We start from the raw sequence: 15,936 nt of genomic DNA, 5'->3' as shown, positions 1-15,936 counted from the left end.
TTTTTTTGTCAACGGGTCTATCTCGTTGGTTCTGTCATTCGTTTTATAATGCTGTATGCCTCCACGATACCTCGTTCGCCGGCTTTACGCATGTCATCCAATGCTCGCTCATAATCTTTCATATGGAAGCGGGCAAGGCCTCTGTTGTAGAGAGCTTCGGCAAATACATTAGATCTTTCATTCGAAATGCGTATTGCCTCGTTGTAATCCAAGATTGCCGATTTGTAATCTTGTTGTTTGAAGCGAATACCGGCACGATTGTAATATGCATATATAAAAGTAGGATCTAGTTCTATAACCTTATTATAGCTTCTTACGACCTTATCATAATCTAATTTGTTCGGATTCATTAGTGTCGCAGTAGCAATTGTTTGAGCTGTTTCTTGTGCTTTCGTAGTTTCTTGATTGTCTCTTCCCGGGTAATCATTCGTCTCTTTCAGCTCTATTTGTTTTTCTAATACCACAGCTTGGCAGAAATAGGCAAGCAGATGTTTCGGATTTAATGCGATTGCTTTTTCAAGATCAATAAGCGCATTTTCGAAGTCTTGAACTAGCATGTAATCTAGTCCACGAGCAAAATATAAATCTGCATTACTTGGGTTCTCTGCTATTTTCTGAGAGTAGTCTGAGATTGAGTTGAAGTGACTTTCGATCTGTATTTCATTCAGTGCAGCTTCACTGTTTGTTATGCGTAATTTACGAGAATAGATATCCTTCTTGTTTTCTGCATCAATCTGTTGGCTGAAATGTACATATTGGCGCGAGTCGATCATCTTTTCGTAGTAACTTATCACGAATCGTGGTTCAGGGTTGATATTAACCTTGCGATCTTGTACGCGTCCACGTGTTTGGCTGTTGAACTTCGATTTGCTCTCTTCCTCTTTGTCCGCAACAACTAGTAGGTTGAACTTGTCAATGTTTTTGTCCGATTTTTCACGAGTTTTTTCGTCTTGCTCTTTTCCCGATTTTATGTCTTTTACAAGCTCTTTTTCTTTAGCACGAGCATAATCAACATCTCTATTTGCTCCGGCAATATCGTTTTGTGCGCGTTTGATCATCGAACGGAAATAAAATCCTTGATAGAACTCAGGATATTCTTTCAGGACGACATCCAAGTCGGCTATAGCTCCTTTATTGTCGGCTATATTATGTCTCAATATTGCGCGGTTGTAGTATGCCATATAATTGCTTGGCTCGAATGTCAGAACCATATTGAAGTCTTCTATGGCATTGTTGTTATCTCCTACCTGAGCACGAAGCAACCCTCGGTTAAATCTCGCAATCAGGTTGTTAGGATCCTGGTTAATTACTTTGTCGTAATCTGCCATTGCTCCACGTAGATCATTCATCGAATATTTTACCAATCCGCGATTGATGTAGTTACCTGTTTGGAGTGGATCTAGTTTTATGGCCTCATCGAAGTCGGCTAAAGCTTTGTCATATTGATGAGTTGCGTAATTCAGCAACCCTCGTATAGAATACGAGTTTGGCATGTATTTGTCAATCTCTATGGCTTTGTCGTAATCCTCGAAAGCTTTGATAGTATCTCCTTTTTCTTGGTACATCATACCACGAACCAGATAACCTTCAATGAATTGTGTGTGTCCGCCGAGTAAATTATTTAACGTTTTCTCTGCTTCTTCGAAGTTCTTCTGTTGAGTTTCTATAATGGCTACATTTAAGATAACCATCTTATTGTTAGGTTGTTCTTTTAGCCCTTCGCGATAGTCGGCTAACGCATTATCGTAATTCTCTTGGCGTTGGCGTGCATCAGCACGAAGTATAAAGGCATTATTCATGTATGGATTGCGTTCGAGCGCAAGCGTGCAGTCGCTTTCGGCTCCGCCATAATCGTCAAGGCAATATTTAGCTATTGCTCTGAAATAATAAGGTTCAGCAAGATGGGGTTTTGAACGGATGACAAGATTGAAATACTGGATTGCCAGTACGTAATCTTCAAAATATAATGAGTTGCGTCCGTTTCTCAAAACCCTGTCGGTATTGATTTGGGCAACGGAACAAATACTTGAAATGCACAGAATAAGCAAAAGGACGATCTTTTTCACACGCCGGCTTTATTTTATGTGTTGGAAAAATTGTTTTGGCAAATATATTAAAACTAAATTTCAAAGTGTAACAATGTCTGCCTTTTATAGAAAAAATACACTTTAGATACGCGTTTTTAATAACTTTTATAATAAATATAGCTATGCCAATAGGACATAGCTATAAATTATTTCGTTCCAGATCTATCGCGCGAAAAACAGTATTGGATGCAAGATGTAGTGAAACTGTAAATTCAAAAACTAGTTACTTGATAATCCCTTTTTAATTATTATCATTTTCCAGTTCTTTGGCTTCGTTCCAAAATTTGTCCATTTCTGCCAGAGTCATATCTTTCAGATTTAATCCGCGTTCTTTGGCTTGTTGCTCAATATAGTTGAATCTTCTGATGAATTTCAAATTTGTCCTTTCCAGTGCGTTGTCCGGATTTATTTTGTATAGACGGGCTGCATTAATGAGGCTGAAGAACAAGTCTCCAAATTCTGCTTCCATTTTATCCGAATTCATCGATGAAATTTCGTTTTTCAACTCGGTAAATTCTTCAGATACTTTATCCCATACATCTTCGCGTTTAGCCCAGTCGAATCCAACGTTGCGAACCTTATCTTGTATACGATGTGCTTTTGGTATCGAAGGGAGTGAAGCTGGTACACCTTCAAGTACAGTTTTATTGCCTCCTTTTTCCTTTAACTTAATTTGTTCCCACGACTTTTCAACTTCACCGGCAGTATTTGCGGTTGCGTCGCCGAAAACGTGAGGGTGGCGGAAAATGAGTTTGTCGCAGATGCGATTACATACATCTTTGATGTCGAAAGTTCCTTTCTCCTCCCCTATCTTAGAGTAGAATACGATGTGTAAAAGTACATCTCCTAATTCTTTGCTTATTTCGTTATCATCTCCTTGTATAAGAGCTTCGCATAATTCGAAAGTTTCTTCTATGGTATTTGTACGTAAACTTTCGTTAGTTTGCTTGGCATCCCACGGACATTTTACTCTTAATTCATCCATTACATCGAGCAATCGCCCGAATGCTTCCATTTTTTCTTGTTTCGAACTCATTGTTTTTTACCCGCATTTATGGGTCATTATATCAAGCACTAATTTATCCGTTTCATTCATCCCTTGTGATCCAATACGAGTTAGATTCAATATGCACTGATCTACGTCGTCGTCTATGATTCCTTCTACAGAAGTCACATATCTTTGCTCCATAGCCATCATAGCCGACAGAAGCGAAGTGGATGTTCCACTCGTTACTTTCAAAGCACAGCTCGGTTTAGCTCCATCGCATATCATACCCGTAAGATTTGCTATCATGTTTTTGACAGCAAAGCATACTTCCTTATATTCTCCTCCCATGAGGTAGGTAATCCCACAGCTCGAGCCGGTTGACGCTACCACGCATCCACAAAGAGCAGACAAGCGTCCAAGACTTTCTTTGATATAAATTACAGCAAGGTTACTTAGTGTTAATGCCCGGATAAGCTGCTCGCGGCTACAATTATTTTCTTCAGCGAATACAACTACCGGTACGGTCGCTGATATTCCTTGATTACCGCTACCCGAATTACTCATGACTGGTATCATTGCGCCGGCCATTCGTGCATCGCAAGCAGCAGATGTATATGATAGTATGCTGGAAAAAGTATTCTTTCCGATGATTTTTTGCTCAGTCCCTTCCGAGAGGATTCTTCCAAGACCATGTCCGTAATAACCTTTCAGGGATTGCAATGCAGCTTGTTTGTTCATTTGCCCCGATTCGAGCATAAACTCGATTTCCTCAAGCGGGGCTTCCATCGCAAAATCATATACCTTGCGCATCGAGAGTTTCGGGGTATCGCTTTCAGGATCTTCGCTCGACGTTGAAACCTGCTTGTCTAATAGGATTTCGTTATTCTTCTCCAGATAAACGAAATTAGTATGCTCACCGGATATTATTGCTTTAACAGAATCTGAACCATTAGAAACTTTAGCTTCAATATATAGTTTTTCGGATATGTCTTCTTTCAGCAGAATGGAGATAATCTTGTTGTCAATCATTTGCTTTCCTTTTTCGACATCGTCCGAAGTTGCATCTTTCAGGACTTCCAATTGATATTCTGATTTGCCAATCAAAGCACCAAGGGCTACTGCTATCGGCAGACCTATCATGCCAGTACCGGGAATTCCGACTCCCATGGCATTTTTCAAAATATTAGCACTAAGCAGTACTTCTATTTTTTCGGGAAGCTTGCCTAAGATTTCGCTAGCCTTCGCTACGCACAGAGCAACAGCAATCGGTTCAGTACATCCGATAGCAGGTACAACTTCACGTTTGATAAGAGCAATGATCTGCTCTCTTTCGGCTTTGTCTATCATAGCAATTCTAATTTTATTGTTGCTTTTTGTAGTTCACTAATCCCGACTTAAGGAAATCGATATATTTGTCGACATCTTCATCGTAAGCATAAGATGGACCTACTGGTTTTCCATCGTTGTCGAGAAGTACATAGTATGGCTGAGAGTTTGTTCCGAACTTGTGACGTTGCAGATAACTCCATTTGTCTCCTATGGTTTTTAGTTTCGAAGTTTTACCGTTTTCTTCAGTTACTTCCAGCACTTCCGGAAGACGTGCTTTATCATCCACCATTAGTGTGATTAATACGTAGTCATTTTCAAGTATGCCTTTCACACGAGCGTCAGTCCATACCGATGCTTCCATTTTACGGCAGTTAACACAGCCATATCCCGAAAAGTCGATGATAACCGGTTTGTTGTTGTCTTTAGCGTACTTCATACCTGCTTCGTAATCGTCAAACTTAGCATGAACTTCGCCTTTGTACAAGTTGAAATCTTGAGTCCATAGAGGGGGCGAGAATGCACTAATTGATTTTAGCGGAGCACCCCATAATCCAGGAACCATATATGTAGCAAACGATAGAGATGCTATAGCCAAAAATAGGCGTGTAACAGAAACTGATTTCAGGTCACTGTCATGTGCAAATTTAAGCTTGCCAAGTAAATATAGTCCTAATAGAGCGAAGATGATGATCCATAATACTAGGAATACTTCACGATCTAGAATTCTCCATCCGTAAGCTAAGTCGGCAACAGACAAGAATTTCAGCGCAAGTGCAAGTTCCAAGAATCCTAAAACTACCTTTACAGAATTCAGCCATCCACCCGATTTAGGCATACTTTGTAGCCAAGAAGGGAATATAGCAAATAGAGAGAACGGTATTGCTAGAGCCAATGCGAATCCGAACATACCCAATGCTGGAGCTATGACTGCGCCCGTGCTGGCAGCATCTACTAGTAAGTTGCCGATAAGTGGACCAGTACAAGAAAATGATACCAAAGCAAGAGTAAATGCCATGAAGAATATGCTCAGCACTCCGGTTGTTGACTCTGCTTTGCTGTCCATCTTGTTAGTCCACGATGCAGGAAGTGTCATTTCGAATGCACCTAGGAACGAGATACCAAATACTAAAAGCATTGCAAAGAATATCAGATTGAAAACGGCACTCGTAGCCAATTCATTCAGAGCACTGGCTCCAAATATAGCCGTTATTATGATTCCCAATCCTACATATATAATGATTATGCCGAGCCCGTAAGTCATCGCTTCGCGTATGGCCTTAGACTTATTATTTTTGTTTCGTTTCAAGAAGAAACTAACCGTCATTGGTATCATTGGCCATATACATGGCATAAGTAAAGCTACAAAACCAAAGATAAAACCAGAAATGAATATATACCAATAAGACTGGTTGGATGTATCGCCTGCTGCGCCGTAAGCCTTAACTTCCTGAATTACCGGAGCCCAAAGATCAGTTGTTGCTATTACTGGAGCGGTTTCAGTTGCAACAATCGAATCTGCCTGAGCGGTATTTGCATCTGTCGTAACTCCTTCTGTCGTAGATGCAGCCACTTGCAGTGTTGCAGGTAAATCTTTGCTTGAAAAAGCAAACTCGGTAGGAAGTGGAGGGGTACATTCACCTTCGTTACATGCTTGAGCGCGGAAGTCTCCTTTAAGGGAGAACGCAGCTTTGTCTGTAACTTTTAGTCGTTGATAGAATGTTGCTTTTCTTTCGAATTTGCCGACATTCATTTCGAATAACTGGTCATATCCGACTTTGTGATTCTCTGGTGTGAATTTTAAGTCGCCTATAGATGTAGCTCCTTTTATTTCGTCAAAAGAAATCGATGTCGCATTAGGTCCTCCGTCGGGAACTTCGGAATCGTACATATACCATCCGGCATCAATTGTAGCAATGGCTACAAGTTCAACCTCTCCGGCTCCTTTGTCCTCTATTTTAAACGTCCATTTAATGGGGTTTGCATTTAAGCAAAATGTCAGGAATGATAAAAAAAATGCGAGAATTAAACTCTTTTTCATATGTAAAATAAGTGGTATAATTGATAAATTGCGCATAAAGTTAAGAAAGTTGTTTTATATTTATACTATATTTATTTGATTTAAGAACGTTTTTCAAATATTGATAAAGTTCGTTAAATGAGTTGGAAAAACTACTTCTACTTTGATCGAAGAGACAAGAATGCAATTCTATTGCTTCTCGTTCTTATTGTTGTCAGTATTCTGGTGTATATCTATGTATATAATCATAGTGTAAGTTCGCCAATTGTATATGATGAATATAGTCTGAAAATGGATTCGGTTAAGTCTTCAAAAATGGCTGTAGGAGAAGTTGTAGACTTGAATCTTTCAGATACGACTACGCTTAAACGTGTTCCCGGTATAGGTTCTTCTTATGCTGTTCGGATCGTGAAATATAGAGATCAACTTGGCGGATATGTTAATGTTGATCAGTTGAAAGAAGTGTGGGGAATAGATGATGTGTTGTTCGAAAAAATACGTCCATACTTTATTGTAAGTGGAGTCCCTCAAAAACTTCGGGTTAATCATTCAGATTATGGCGATTTGATCAGACATCCTTATCTGAACAAAGACCAAGTCAAGATTGTTCTTGATTTATCGAAGAGGAAAAAGAATCTAACCAGCATAAAAAGATTATATTTGCTGGAAGAGTTTACCTCTCAGGATATCGAAAGGTTAGAGCCTTATTTATCTTTTCAATAAGTTCATTCAGATATGGATATAATCCTGTATAAGTATATGTTAAACTAAAAGTACAAGCACAAATTATGTTGAACGAAATTTTAGACATTGTTAAGAGCGTTACCGGCGAAGCCGTTAATGGTAATGCTGAAATACCTGCTGATAAGAAGAGTAAAACTGTGGAAACGGCAACTGATGCCATTGTTCAAGGTTTTACAAGTAATGCATCCGGTTTAGGCGAACTGCTTTCTGGAAAAGGTGGTGGTAATGCTATTTTGGATAGTATCCAAGATTCTGTTGTAACCTCATTGACCGAGAAAGTTGGTTTGAATTCGGGTGTAGCAAAAAGTTTGATTGCGGCTGTTCTGCCGATGGTAATCAGTGCCGTGGGAAGCAAACTGGGCGCGGATGGAAAAGGAGGTCTTGATCTTGGTTCCATCATTGGATCGTTAGCCGGCGGTGATAGCAAAGATAGTGGCCTGGGCGATATGCTTGGAAAGCTAGGCGGATTGTTCGGAAAGTAATATGTTTTAGATAAAGATGGCTGCAATCACGATTGCAGCCATTTTCTATTTAGTATTTCTTGAGTGGAATTACATGATTCCTTTCTCGCGAAGTTTAAGTTGCCATTTCCAAGCAGAAGCCATTGTGTCTTCGATATTCTCAACAGCTTTCCAACCAAGAACTTCATTTGCATGTTTTGGTTCAGCCCAGATTTTCTCGATATCACCTACACGGCGACCAACGATCTTGTAATTCAGTTTCTCGCCGGATACTTTTTCGAATACGCGGATCAGTTCAAGAACTGAAACTCCGTTTCCAGTACCAAGGTTGAAGATTTCAACTTTCTCGTCCGATTTATTACCCACCATTCTGTCGATTGCAACAACGTGAGCTTTTGCCAAGTCAACGACATTGATGAAGTCACGGATACATGATCCGTCAGGTGTGTTGTAGTCGTCGCCAAATACGCTCAGCTGCTCGCGGATACCAATAGCTGTTTGAGTGATATATGGAACAAGGTTTTGAGGAACTCCGTTAGGAAGCTCGCCTAGTTCGGCAGTCGGATGTGCGCCTATCGGGTTGAAGTAGCGTAGAATGATACTCTTGATAGGAGCACCTGATTTAACTGTATCTTGAATAATTTCTTCGTTGATCTGTTTTGTGTTTCCGTATGGAGATTCAGCTGGTTTGATGGGTGCTGTTTCGTCGATCGGATTCATGTCGGGTTCGCCGTAAACTGTACAAGATGATGAGAATACAATGTTTGGAATATTGTATTGAGGCATCAGTTCGAGTAAGTTAATAAGCGATACTAAATTGTTGCGGTAGTACAATAGCGGTTTTTGAACCGATTCGCCTACAGCTTTGCTTGCCGCAAAGTGGATAATGCCTTTGATGTCAGTGTGTTTTGTGAAAAGGTTTTTTAAACCTTCGTAATCGTTACAATCCAGTTGTTCGAAAATTGGTCTTTTGCCTGTGATGCGTTCAATACCGTCGATTGAATCGGCTGTCGAATTTGATAGATTATCGATGATGACTACTTCGTATCCAGCATTTTGTAGTTCAACAGCAGTGTGAGAACCGATATATCCAGTTCCACCGGTAACGAGAATTTTACCCTTCATGTTTTAGAATGTTTAAGTGAATTGCAAATTTACACAACTTTTCACTGATTGCTTGACTCTTGATAGTTAACTAGTCATGCTTTAACATATTTTATAAAAAGTAACACTTGTGTACAGATTTTTGTCGTATTTAATCGTTTATTCATTTAGCTTTACCAAAAATCCTTTCTGTTATAGATAAAGATTTGGTTATTTAATTGTGATTAGATCATCTTTATTTAACCCGTTCTCCCATCTGGAAATATCATCAACTTCAAATATTTCAATATTGTAACATTTGCGAGGATGCTTCTTGAAACCTTTTAGATTGAACGAGATGTTGATTGCCTGATTTGCACTTTCTTCAGATGAAAAAGCTCCTATGGCTTTCATTTCAAAGGCTTCGTCTGCTGCAAGGTATTTGTGTGTAACGTAATAAATGTAATTTCCCATTTTAATATTTAATTGTAGTAAAACCACTACTCCATGCCATTTGGTTAATAAGAGTAGGGCCTATGATGAAATTTTCTTTTGTGTAATTGATGAAACTAGGTTTAAGCAAAAGTGTATCAATAGCTTCTTTTGCTTTTGTTTCTGACGAAAATATGCCAATCATTATGTATTGATCGTGGTCATCGTCAATTGGGTTTACGAAATCTACGATATAAATTATTTTTTCTGTGGCAGAAAGCCTTATTGGTAGAGTAATTTTATTTGTTTTCTTTTTCATCCTTAGTTGCTGGAATTAGATACAAGTCTATTAGATTTTTCACAAACACCATTCGGTGAGGTTTGTTTATTAAGTATATATCTTTTTTAGTGTCAGGATCAGTTGCTGCTACGTAATGTATATCTAGTTTGTTCATTACACCCTCCAGTGGTTGAATTCTACTAGAGGTGTCAGTGTCGTTTTCAGGCTCAATAATATCGAAATAATAAGATTTTCCGATTTCTATCTTTTCGCCAGTGCACTTGAAGTTTGATGGATCTTTCTTTTTCGATAGAACAAATAGGGTAGAGTCATTTTTCGTTATATCGATGTAATAATACCCTTCGATTAGCTCTATGTTTTTTACATAGAATATCGGGTCTTGTTTTTGTTGTGCAGATATGCTAATACTGCAAATTATGAGATATATAAATAGATGTGTTTTCATATAGTAGTGTTTTATTTGTTTTTTTTGCGATTGAAGAAGATCATTTGTCTATGCTACGTCGTTTTGGATTCCTTAAAAAGTGACACTTGTGTACAGATTTTTTTATATTTTTTCGATATATACTCCTTTCCCAATTTTATCAATGAACGCTTTTTAGTATAGATAAAGATCGAGAAAATTGATCATTATGATTCTATCCAAAATCGTAAACATAAACAGCAATGTCGTTCTCTGATAATGTTTTTAGGATAATCGGTTCTATCCGATCCCATGTCCCGCCCGCAAGTCCGCAACCGATACGCGGCATATGCACACTCGCATCGAGCTTTTTAGCTTCTGTATGGAGTTTTTCTAGACAATCATTTACCGCTTCGTAGCGGATAGGTGCTCCGGTTTCGCGTGTCGGTATTATCCCGTGCTGAGCTATCATGTTTGCTACATATATTTCATTTTCGGCTTGTACGATTTGTATATCTCCTAGTTCGAAGCTTTCGCTCAAGCGATTGTTGTACCATTCGCGGTAGGCTTTCTCTGGTTCCGCCCATCTTCGGGATATGGCCAATACAAAACCTTTTCCCCATCCGCCGATATCGTTACATATATGTGCTATGATTTTGTTCCCCGATGCTTGCGGCTGAGTAGCGTCACCTTTTAAGTATGTTATTTCTTTCATATTGTGTGTTTCTGTTTCAAATATAGTTCATTTTAATTACCTTTGTCTGATTATTTTGTATTGTATATGAATAAATATTTAAGTATTGCTTTTCTAGCATTCTCATCGTTTTTAAGTTCTTGTTCATCAGTCAAATCTGATGCTAAAGATGCAGCTACTCTTGTGGCCGAATCGTTGGAATATACCCGAGAAGGAAATCTGAAGAAAGCCGAGGAGCGTTATAAAGAATATAGAGAGATAGAAGCTAAGTACAGAAATACAGATAATTATGAAGCTTTTGTGAAAGCCTATAATGAATATTATAGAGAGAAAACAATAGCTCCTCAGAAATAAAAAATAAATAAAGCAATATATAAAATTATGTGCGAAAATTCGAATAACGAAGAAGTAAAACGCAGCCTCAATTTCATAGAGGTAGCCGTTGAAAAAGACTTGAAAGAAGGAGTAAATGGAGGACGGGTACAGACTCGTTTCCCACCCGAGCCAAACGGTTATTTGCATATTGGTCATGCAAAAGCTATTTGTATGGACTTTGGTATTGCCCAAAAATACAATGGAATTTGTAACCTTCGATTTGATGATACCAATCCTGTAAAAGAAGACGTAGAATATGTTGATTCTATTCAGGAAGATATCAAATGGTTGGGATTCGATTGGGCGAATATCTATTATGCTTCCGATTATTTCCAACAGTTATTCGATTTTGCTGTTCAGTTGATCAAAGAAGGAAAAGCTTATGTCGATGAACAATCGGCTGAAATTATTGCTAAACAAAAAGGTACGCCTACGCAAGCTGGAGAAAACAGCCCGTTTCGCGATCGTCCTATTGAAGAGAACCTTGATCTGTTCATGAGAATGAGTCAGGGTGAATTCGAAGAAGGCTCGATGGTGTTGCGTGCCAAGATAGATATGGCTTCGTCAAATATGCACATGCGCGACCCTATCATCTATCGTATTATTTACCATCCGCATCATCGTACTGGTACTACATGGAAAGTATATCCGATGTACGACTTCGCACATGGACAATCCGACTATTTCGAAGGGGTTACACACTCTCTTTGTACGCTCGAATTCGAAGTGCATCGCCCGCTTTACGATTTGTTCATCGATTGGCTGAAATCCGATGATTATCGTCCTCGTCAGTACGAGTTCAATCGCTTGAATCTGACTTATACAGTGATGAGTAAGCGCAAGCTGCTTCAATTGGTGAAAGAAGGATTGGTCGCAGGGTGGGATGACCCGCGTATGCCTACTATCTGCGGATATCGTCGTCGCGGTTATACACCGGAGGCTGTAAAAGGATTTATCGATAAGATTGGATATACAAAATACGATGGGTTGATAGATGTAGGTTTGTTGGAATTCGCAGTTCGCGAAGATCTGAATAAACACACAACACGTGTATCGGCAGTTCTCGATCCGGTTAAATTGGTGTTGACTAACTATCCGGAAGGAAAAACCGAAAAGCTAACCGCTATAAACAATCCGGAAGATGAATCGGCAGGAACTCGTGAACTCCTATTCTCTCGCGAGCTATATATCGAAAGAGATGATTTCATGGAGAATGCTCCTAAGAAGTACTTCCGCCTGACTCCGGGTAACGAGGTTCGTCTGAAAAATGCTTATATTGTAAAGTGTACAGGCTGTAAGTATGACGACGCGGGAAATGTTGTTGAAGTGTATGCTGAATACGATTCTCAGACTCGTAGCGGTATGCCTGATAGCGGACGCAAAGTGAAAGGAACAATCCATTGGGTATCTACTGAAGATTGCTTGGATGCCGAAGTTCGCGTTTACGATCGTCTGTTTGCTGTCGAAGATACTTCGGCAGATAAAGATGCAGATTTCCACGACATGATGAACCCTAATTCGTTAACTGTGTTGAAAAATTGTAAGGTTGAGCCTTTCTTGAAAGATGCTAAACCTCTCGATAAATTCCAATTCCAGCGTATTGGGTATTTCTGTGTCGATTATGATTCAACTCCTCAAAATCTGGTATTCAACAAGACTGTCGGTCTGAAGGATTCTTGGAGTAAAGAGCAGAAGAAAGGACAATAAATTTCTATATTTATAGAATAAAGTATAAAGTCCGGATTTCGTCAGCGATTTACCGGACTTTAATATATTAAATGAAAGTTGAGAAAGACATAACCGAATTGGTTCGTAGATACGAAGACCGCATGGCTTCGGGTCAGAGTGTTTATTTCGATGCAGATGAATTTATCGATCTTGCTGATTATTTCGAGCAAAACGATGATTTTGAGACATCGATAGAGATAATTGCCCGTGCTCTGGAGATTCATCCCGGTAATACTGGTCTGATAATTCGTCGTGCTCGTTATTGGGTCTTCGATGCTGAGTATGATAAAGCACTATCGGTTCTGGATAAGTTGTCTGGAGAGCAGGATATGGATTGCGATTTGTTGCGTGTCGAATGTTTGCTTCATTTGGGGCAAATGGACGAAGCCGATCAAGTTGCTCAGAATATCTTGTCTTATGAAAGTGAGTTCTTGGATCATGCTTTGGCAGAACTGGGTTTCAATTATCTGGATGTCGATCAATACGAACAAGCTATCGTCTACTTTAATCGAAGTTTAGAACTGAATCCGCTTAATGCCGATGTTATGAGTGATTTAGGCTATGCTTATGAATTAGTCGGAGATTTTGACGGCGCAATTTCTGCTTACAATAAGGTTCTCGATCAAGATCCTTATTCATATGTAGCGTGGTTCAATATAGGACGGATTTATTCGATGACAAACGAGTACGAAAAAGCAATTGATGCGTTCGATTTTGCTTTGACTATCGATGACTCGGACTCAGATCTCCTTAAGCTGAAGGTTCATTGTCTGATGCTTTCGAATAGGGGCGAAGAGGCAATTGCTATTCTGAAAGATTTAAGTGAAGAAAACCCGAACGATTCAGCTTTGTACTATTTGTTGGCTGAGTGTTATTTCACTCTCAATATGTATGATGATGCTTTGCAATGCTTGACTATATACGAAGAACTTGAAGGTGATACATTGAACGGAAAGATAAAGAAAGCATCTATTCTTCTGGAGCAAAATGAATTTGAAAAGGCTCTTGAGGTAATTAACTCTTGTTACGATGAAAATATGCTAGTCCCAGAACTGAATATGTTGTTGGGCGAAATTTACTTCAAGCAAGATGATCTGGAAAAGTCGGATGTCTTTTATATGCGTGCCTACGAGTATGATCCCGACAATTCGCATATTGTAGAACGCTTATCGTTGATAAATATCCGCAAAGGAAATTATGAGAAAGCTTTAGGCTTTACGAAAGAACTACTTGTGATGGAGCCGTATTCGAAAGAGGTAAAATTACGTATAATCTTATTGTATTTTGAGTTGGATGATAATGAAGAATTCGATAGTCAGTTGAATTCGCTGACTGATGACGAAATGAAAGATCTCTTTACATTAATATATAATCAATCTGATTCGGAGTTTTCACGCGAAGAATTTGTTAAATATCTGACCGAGGCACGTGAGTGTCGAATTCTATTCAAAAATTTGAAATACTAAGATAGTTCCAGTCCGAATTGATCTTTCAGATATCGTAGTGCTTCATTCTCTTCCGCCATCAAATTGAACTTCTCAATCGGTGTGTAAGCCAACTTCTTTTCATTGTCTTCGCTCACGCGAATCTGCATGACTATCTGAGTATTGCGGAGTTTCCTTTTCAGATTTGTCAAAATGTCTGCGCCATGATCTAAAATGCGTTGTTCCTGAACCGGATTGTTTACAACCACCTCGAAAGTGTCTCTATTCAGTAGTGAAGGTAAGCAGTTGAGCATCGTGTTTTTTAGGTGATGCTCTTCAGTCAGAGCTTCTGCGAAATTTTTCCACTCGTTAATTAACTGTATCGGTGTAAAACTTTCAGTGAGAACTTCCTCTTGCGAGTTCTGTACCGACTCTGTTTTCTCCTCTTTTTTGTTTAATGCAGACAACGAAATGCCAAGACCGCCTATGCCTCCTGTCCGTGGAGCTGATATATTGGGCTTGTTTACTTTTCCTACAGTGTCAGAAGCTGTCGTTACGGTTTTTGCTACCGGTTGAGCTGGTTGTTGCTGAGCAGCTTGTTGTCTTGGCTGAACAGAAGCAGTTTGCTGTTGTTGTGGACTGCTTGCCAGATTAGCATTGATCGGAGCAATTACCTGCTTTTTTTTTTGATCCTCACCCGAGGGTAAAGATAGTTGGCAGAGCTGAATCAGAGTGAGTTGCGTTAGAAGCTGTTTGTTTCGGCTTGCTCTGTATTTGAGATCGCAATCGTTCGTTATATCAATAGCTTTATATAGAAACTCGTTACTGCATTTGGCTGCGGTATCAATATATCTTTGTCTGATCGAAGCTCCTACTTCAAAGAGTTGAGCGGTGCGTGTATCTTTGCATAAAAGAACATCGCGGAAATGCGAAGCAAGTCCCGTAATAATGTTGTGACCATCGAATCCTTTGTTGAGGATTTCATCAAGAATTAAGAAGCATTCTACAACGTTGTTTGCAAGGATATTGTCTGTCAGTTTGAAATAATATTCGAAATCGAGGACGTTCAAGTTCTCAATAACAGCCTTATACGTTACATTACCTCCTGTGAAGCTTACTGCTTGGTCGAAGATGGATAGTGCATCACGCATGCCTCCATCTGCTTTTTGTGCCAAGATGTTTAGCGCTTCGGGTTCAGTTTGTACGTTTTCTTGCTTAGCTACATATTCCAGATGATCTACAATGTCTCGGATTGTGATTCTGCTGAAATCATAAATCTGACAGCGAGATAATATTGTAGGGAGAATCTTATGTTTCTCGGTTGTGGCCAATATAAATATGGCATGATGAGGAGGCTCTTCCAACGTTTTGAGGAAAGCGTTGAAAGCAGCTTGCGATAGCATGTGAACCTCGTCAATGATATAGACTTTGTATTTGCCAATCTGCGGAGGTATGCGCACTTGGTCGATCAGAGAACGTATATCTTCTACCGAGTTGTTCGATGCAGCATCCAGTTCGTGGATATTATATGAACGTCCTTCGTTAAAGGCTGTACACGATTCGCATTGGTTGCATGCTTCGCCTTCAGCAGTCGGAGTCAAGCAGTTTATTGTTTTCGCAAAAATACGAGCACAAGTAGTTTTTCCTACACCACGTGGTCCGCAAAACAAGTAAGCGTGTGCTAGCTTGTTAGATGCTATTGCGTTGAGTAGGGTAGTGGTTAGCGCGCGTTGTCCAACAACCGAACGAAAGGTTGACGGGCGATATTTTCGAGCCGAAACAATATAGTCATTCATATAATATAGTCTCCTTATAAGAATACAAATGTATGAAAAATATATCGATGTAGAAAACCTAAAAATGTGATTAA

At 39.4% G+C, this 15,936-nt stretch carries 15 protein-coding genes; 5 read left to right on the top strand and 10 right to left on the bottom strand.

Annotated elements, in window-relative coordinates; translation table 11 throughout:
• Positions 1-17: 17 nt before the first annotated feature.
• The 4 genes from C1A06_RS08250 to C1A06_RS08235 all read right to left on the bottom strand — a co-directional run bounded on the left by C1A06_RS08250 (position 18) and on the right by C1A06_RS08235 (position 6,442).
• Positions 18-2,066, bottom strand: a complete 2,049-nt coding sequence (locus C1A06_RS08250) for a tetratricopeptide repeat protein (RefSeq protein WP_101689784.1) — start codon at positions 2,064-2,066, stop codon at positions 18-20.
• Positions 2,067-2,328: 262 nt separating this feature from the next.
• Entirely contained in the window at positions 2,329-3,123 is a 795-nt protein-coding gene (mazG, locus tag C1A06_RS08245) for a nucleoside triphosphate pyrophosphohydrolase (protein WP_101689783.1), read from the bottom strand.
• 6 nt (positions 3,124-3,129) lie between these two features.
• On the bottom strand, positions 3,130-4,422 hold the full coding sequence (locus C1A06_RS08240) for an L-cysteine desulfidase family protein (protein ID WP_101689782.1): 1,293 nt from the start codon (positions 4,420-4,422) through the stop codon (positions 3,130-3,132).
• A 13-nt stretch (positions 4,423-4,435) separates the two neighbouring features.
• Positions 4,436-6,442: a protein-disulfide reductase DsbD family protein gene (locus C1A06_RS08235; RefSeq protein ID WP_101689781.1), complete on the bottom strand. Its 2,007-nt coding sequence runs from the start codon at positions 6,440-6,442 to the stop codon at positions 4,436-4,438.
• A gap of 117 nt (positions 6,443-6,559) precedes the next feature.
• On the opposite strand from C1A06_RS08235, the gene C1A06_RS08230 reads away from it, so the two are divergent.
• On the top strand, positions 6,560-7,144 hold the full coding sequence (locus C1A06_RS08230) for a ComEA family DNA-binding protein (RefSeq protein ID WP_101689780.1): 585 nt from the start codon (positions 6,560-6,562) through the stop codon (positions 7,142-7,144).
• A 158-nt stretch (positions 7,145-7,302) separates the two neighbouring features.
• The gene (locus C1A06_RS08225) at positions 7,303-7,647 is read left to right on the top strand and encodes a hypothetical protein (RefSeq protein WP_145996367.1); all 345 of its coding nucleotides are present in this window, start codon (positions 7,303-7,305) and stop codon (positions 7,645-7,647) included.
• A 69-nt stretch (positions 7,648-7,716) separates the two neighbouring features.
• Here the strand turns inward: C1A06_RS08225 and galE are convergent, their stop codons facing one another.
• From galE to C1A06_RS08200, 5 genes are all read right to left on the bottom strand, one after another.
• Positions 7,717-8,751 carry a UDP-glucose 4-epimerase GalE gene (gene galE / locus C1A06_RS08220; protein WP_101689778.1) on the bottom strand — a complete coding sequence of 345 codons (1,035 nt, stop codon included), beginning with the start codon at positions 8,749-8,751 and terminating at the stop codon, positions 7,717-7,719.
• A gap of 189 nt (positions 8,752-8,940) precedes the next feature.
• The gene (locus tag C1A06_RS08215) at positions 8,941-9,183 is read right to left on the bottom strand and encodes a DUF7336 domain-containing protein (protein ID WP_101689777.1); all 243 of its coding nucleotides are present in this window, start codon (positions 9,181-9,183) and stop codon (positions 8,941-8,943) included.
• Position 9,184: 1 nt separating this feature from the next.
• A complete protein-coding gene (locus tag C1A06_RS08210; RefSeq protein WP_101689776.1) occupies positions 9,185-9,460 on the bottom strand; it encodes a hypothetical protein in 276 nt (91 codons plus the stop codon).
• Complete coding sequence (locus tag C1A06_RS08205; RefSeq protein ID WP_101689775.1) at positions 9,441-9,887, bottom strand: hypothetical protein; 447 nt, start codon at positions 9,885-9,887, stop codon at positions 9,441-9,443. The genes C1A06_RS08210 and C1A06_RS08205 overlap by 20 nt, the downstream gene beginning before the upstream one ends.
• 193 nt (positions 9,888-10,080) lie before the next feature.
• Positions 10,081-10,560 carry a macro domain-containing protein gene (locus C1A06_RS08200; RefSeq protein WP_101689774.1) on the bottom strand — a complete coding sequence of 160 codons (480 nt, stop codon included), beginning with the start codon at positions 10,558-10,560 and terminating at the stop codon, positions 10,081-10,083.
• Between the two features lie 66 nt (positions 10,561-10,626).
• Between C1A06_RS08200 and C1A06_RS08195 the strand changes: the two genes are divergently transcribed.
• The 3 genes from C1A06_RS08195 to C1A06_RS08185 all read left to right on the top strand — a co-directional run bounded on the left by C1A06_RS08195 (position 10,627) and on the right by C1A06_RS08185 (position 14,108).
• On the top strand, positions 10,627-10,893 hold the full coding sequence (locus tag C1A06_RS08195; protein WP_101689773.1) for a hypothetical protein: 267 nt from the start codon (positions 10,627-10,629) through the stop codon (positions 10,891-10,893).
• Positions 10,894-10,920: 27 nt separating this feature from the next.
• Positions 10,921-12,621 carry a glutamine--tRNA ligase/YqeY domain fusion protein gene (locus tag C1A06_RS08190; protein ID WP_101689772.1) on the top strand — a complete coding sequence of 567 codons (1,701 nt, stop codon included), beginning with the start codon at positions 10,921-10,923 and terminating at the stop codon, positions 12,619-12,621.
• Between the two features lie 71 nt (positions 12,622-12,692).
• Entirely contained in the window at positions 12,693-14,108 is a 1,416-nt protein-coding gene (locus C1A06_RS08185) for a tetratricopeptide repeat protein (protein ID WP_101689771.1), read from the top strand.
• Here the strand turns inward: C1A06_RS08185 and C1A06_RS08180 are convergent.
• Positions 14,105-15,862: a DNA polymerase III subunit gamma/tau gene (locus tag C1A06_RS08180; protein ID WP_101689770.1), complete on the bottom strand. Its 1,758-nt coding sequence runs from the start codon at positions 15,860-15,862 to the stop codon at positions 14,105-14,107. The two genes, C1A06_RS08185 and C1A06_RS08180, sit on opposite strands and share 4 nt — an antisense overlap.
• Between the last annotated feature and the right edge of the window lie 74 nt (positions 15,863-15,936).

Origin of the sequence: Dysgonomonas massiliensis (genome assembly GCF_900240225.1) — a bacterium.
GTDB classification, from domain to species: Bacteria; Bacteroidota; Bacteroidia; order Bacteroidales; family Dysgonomonadaceae; genus Dysgonomonas; species Dysgonomonas massiliensis.
Note: the sequence above shows the minus strand (reverse complement) of the source record. Positions and strands in the feature narration are given on the sequence as shown.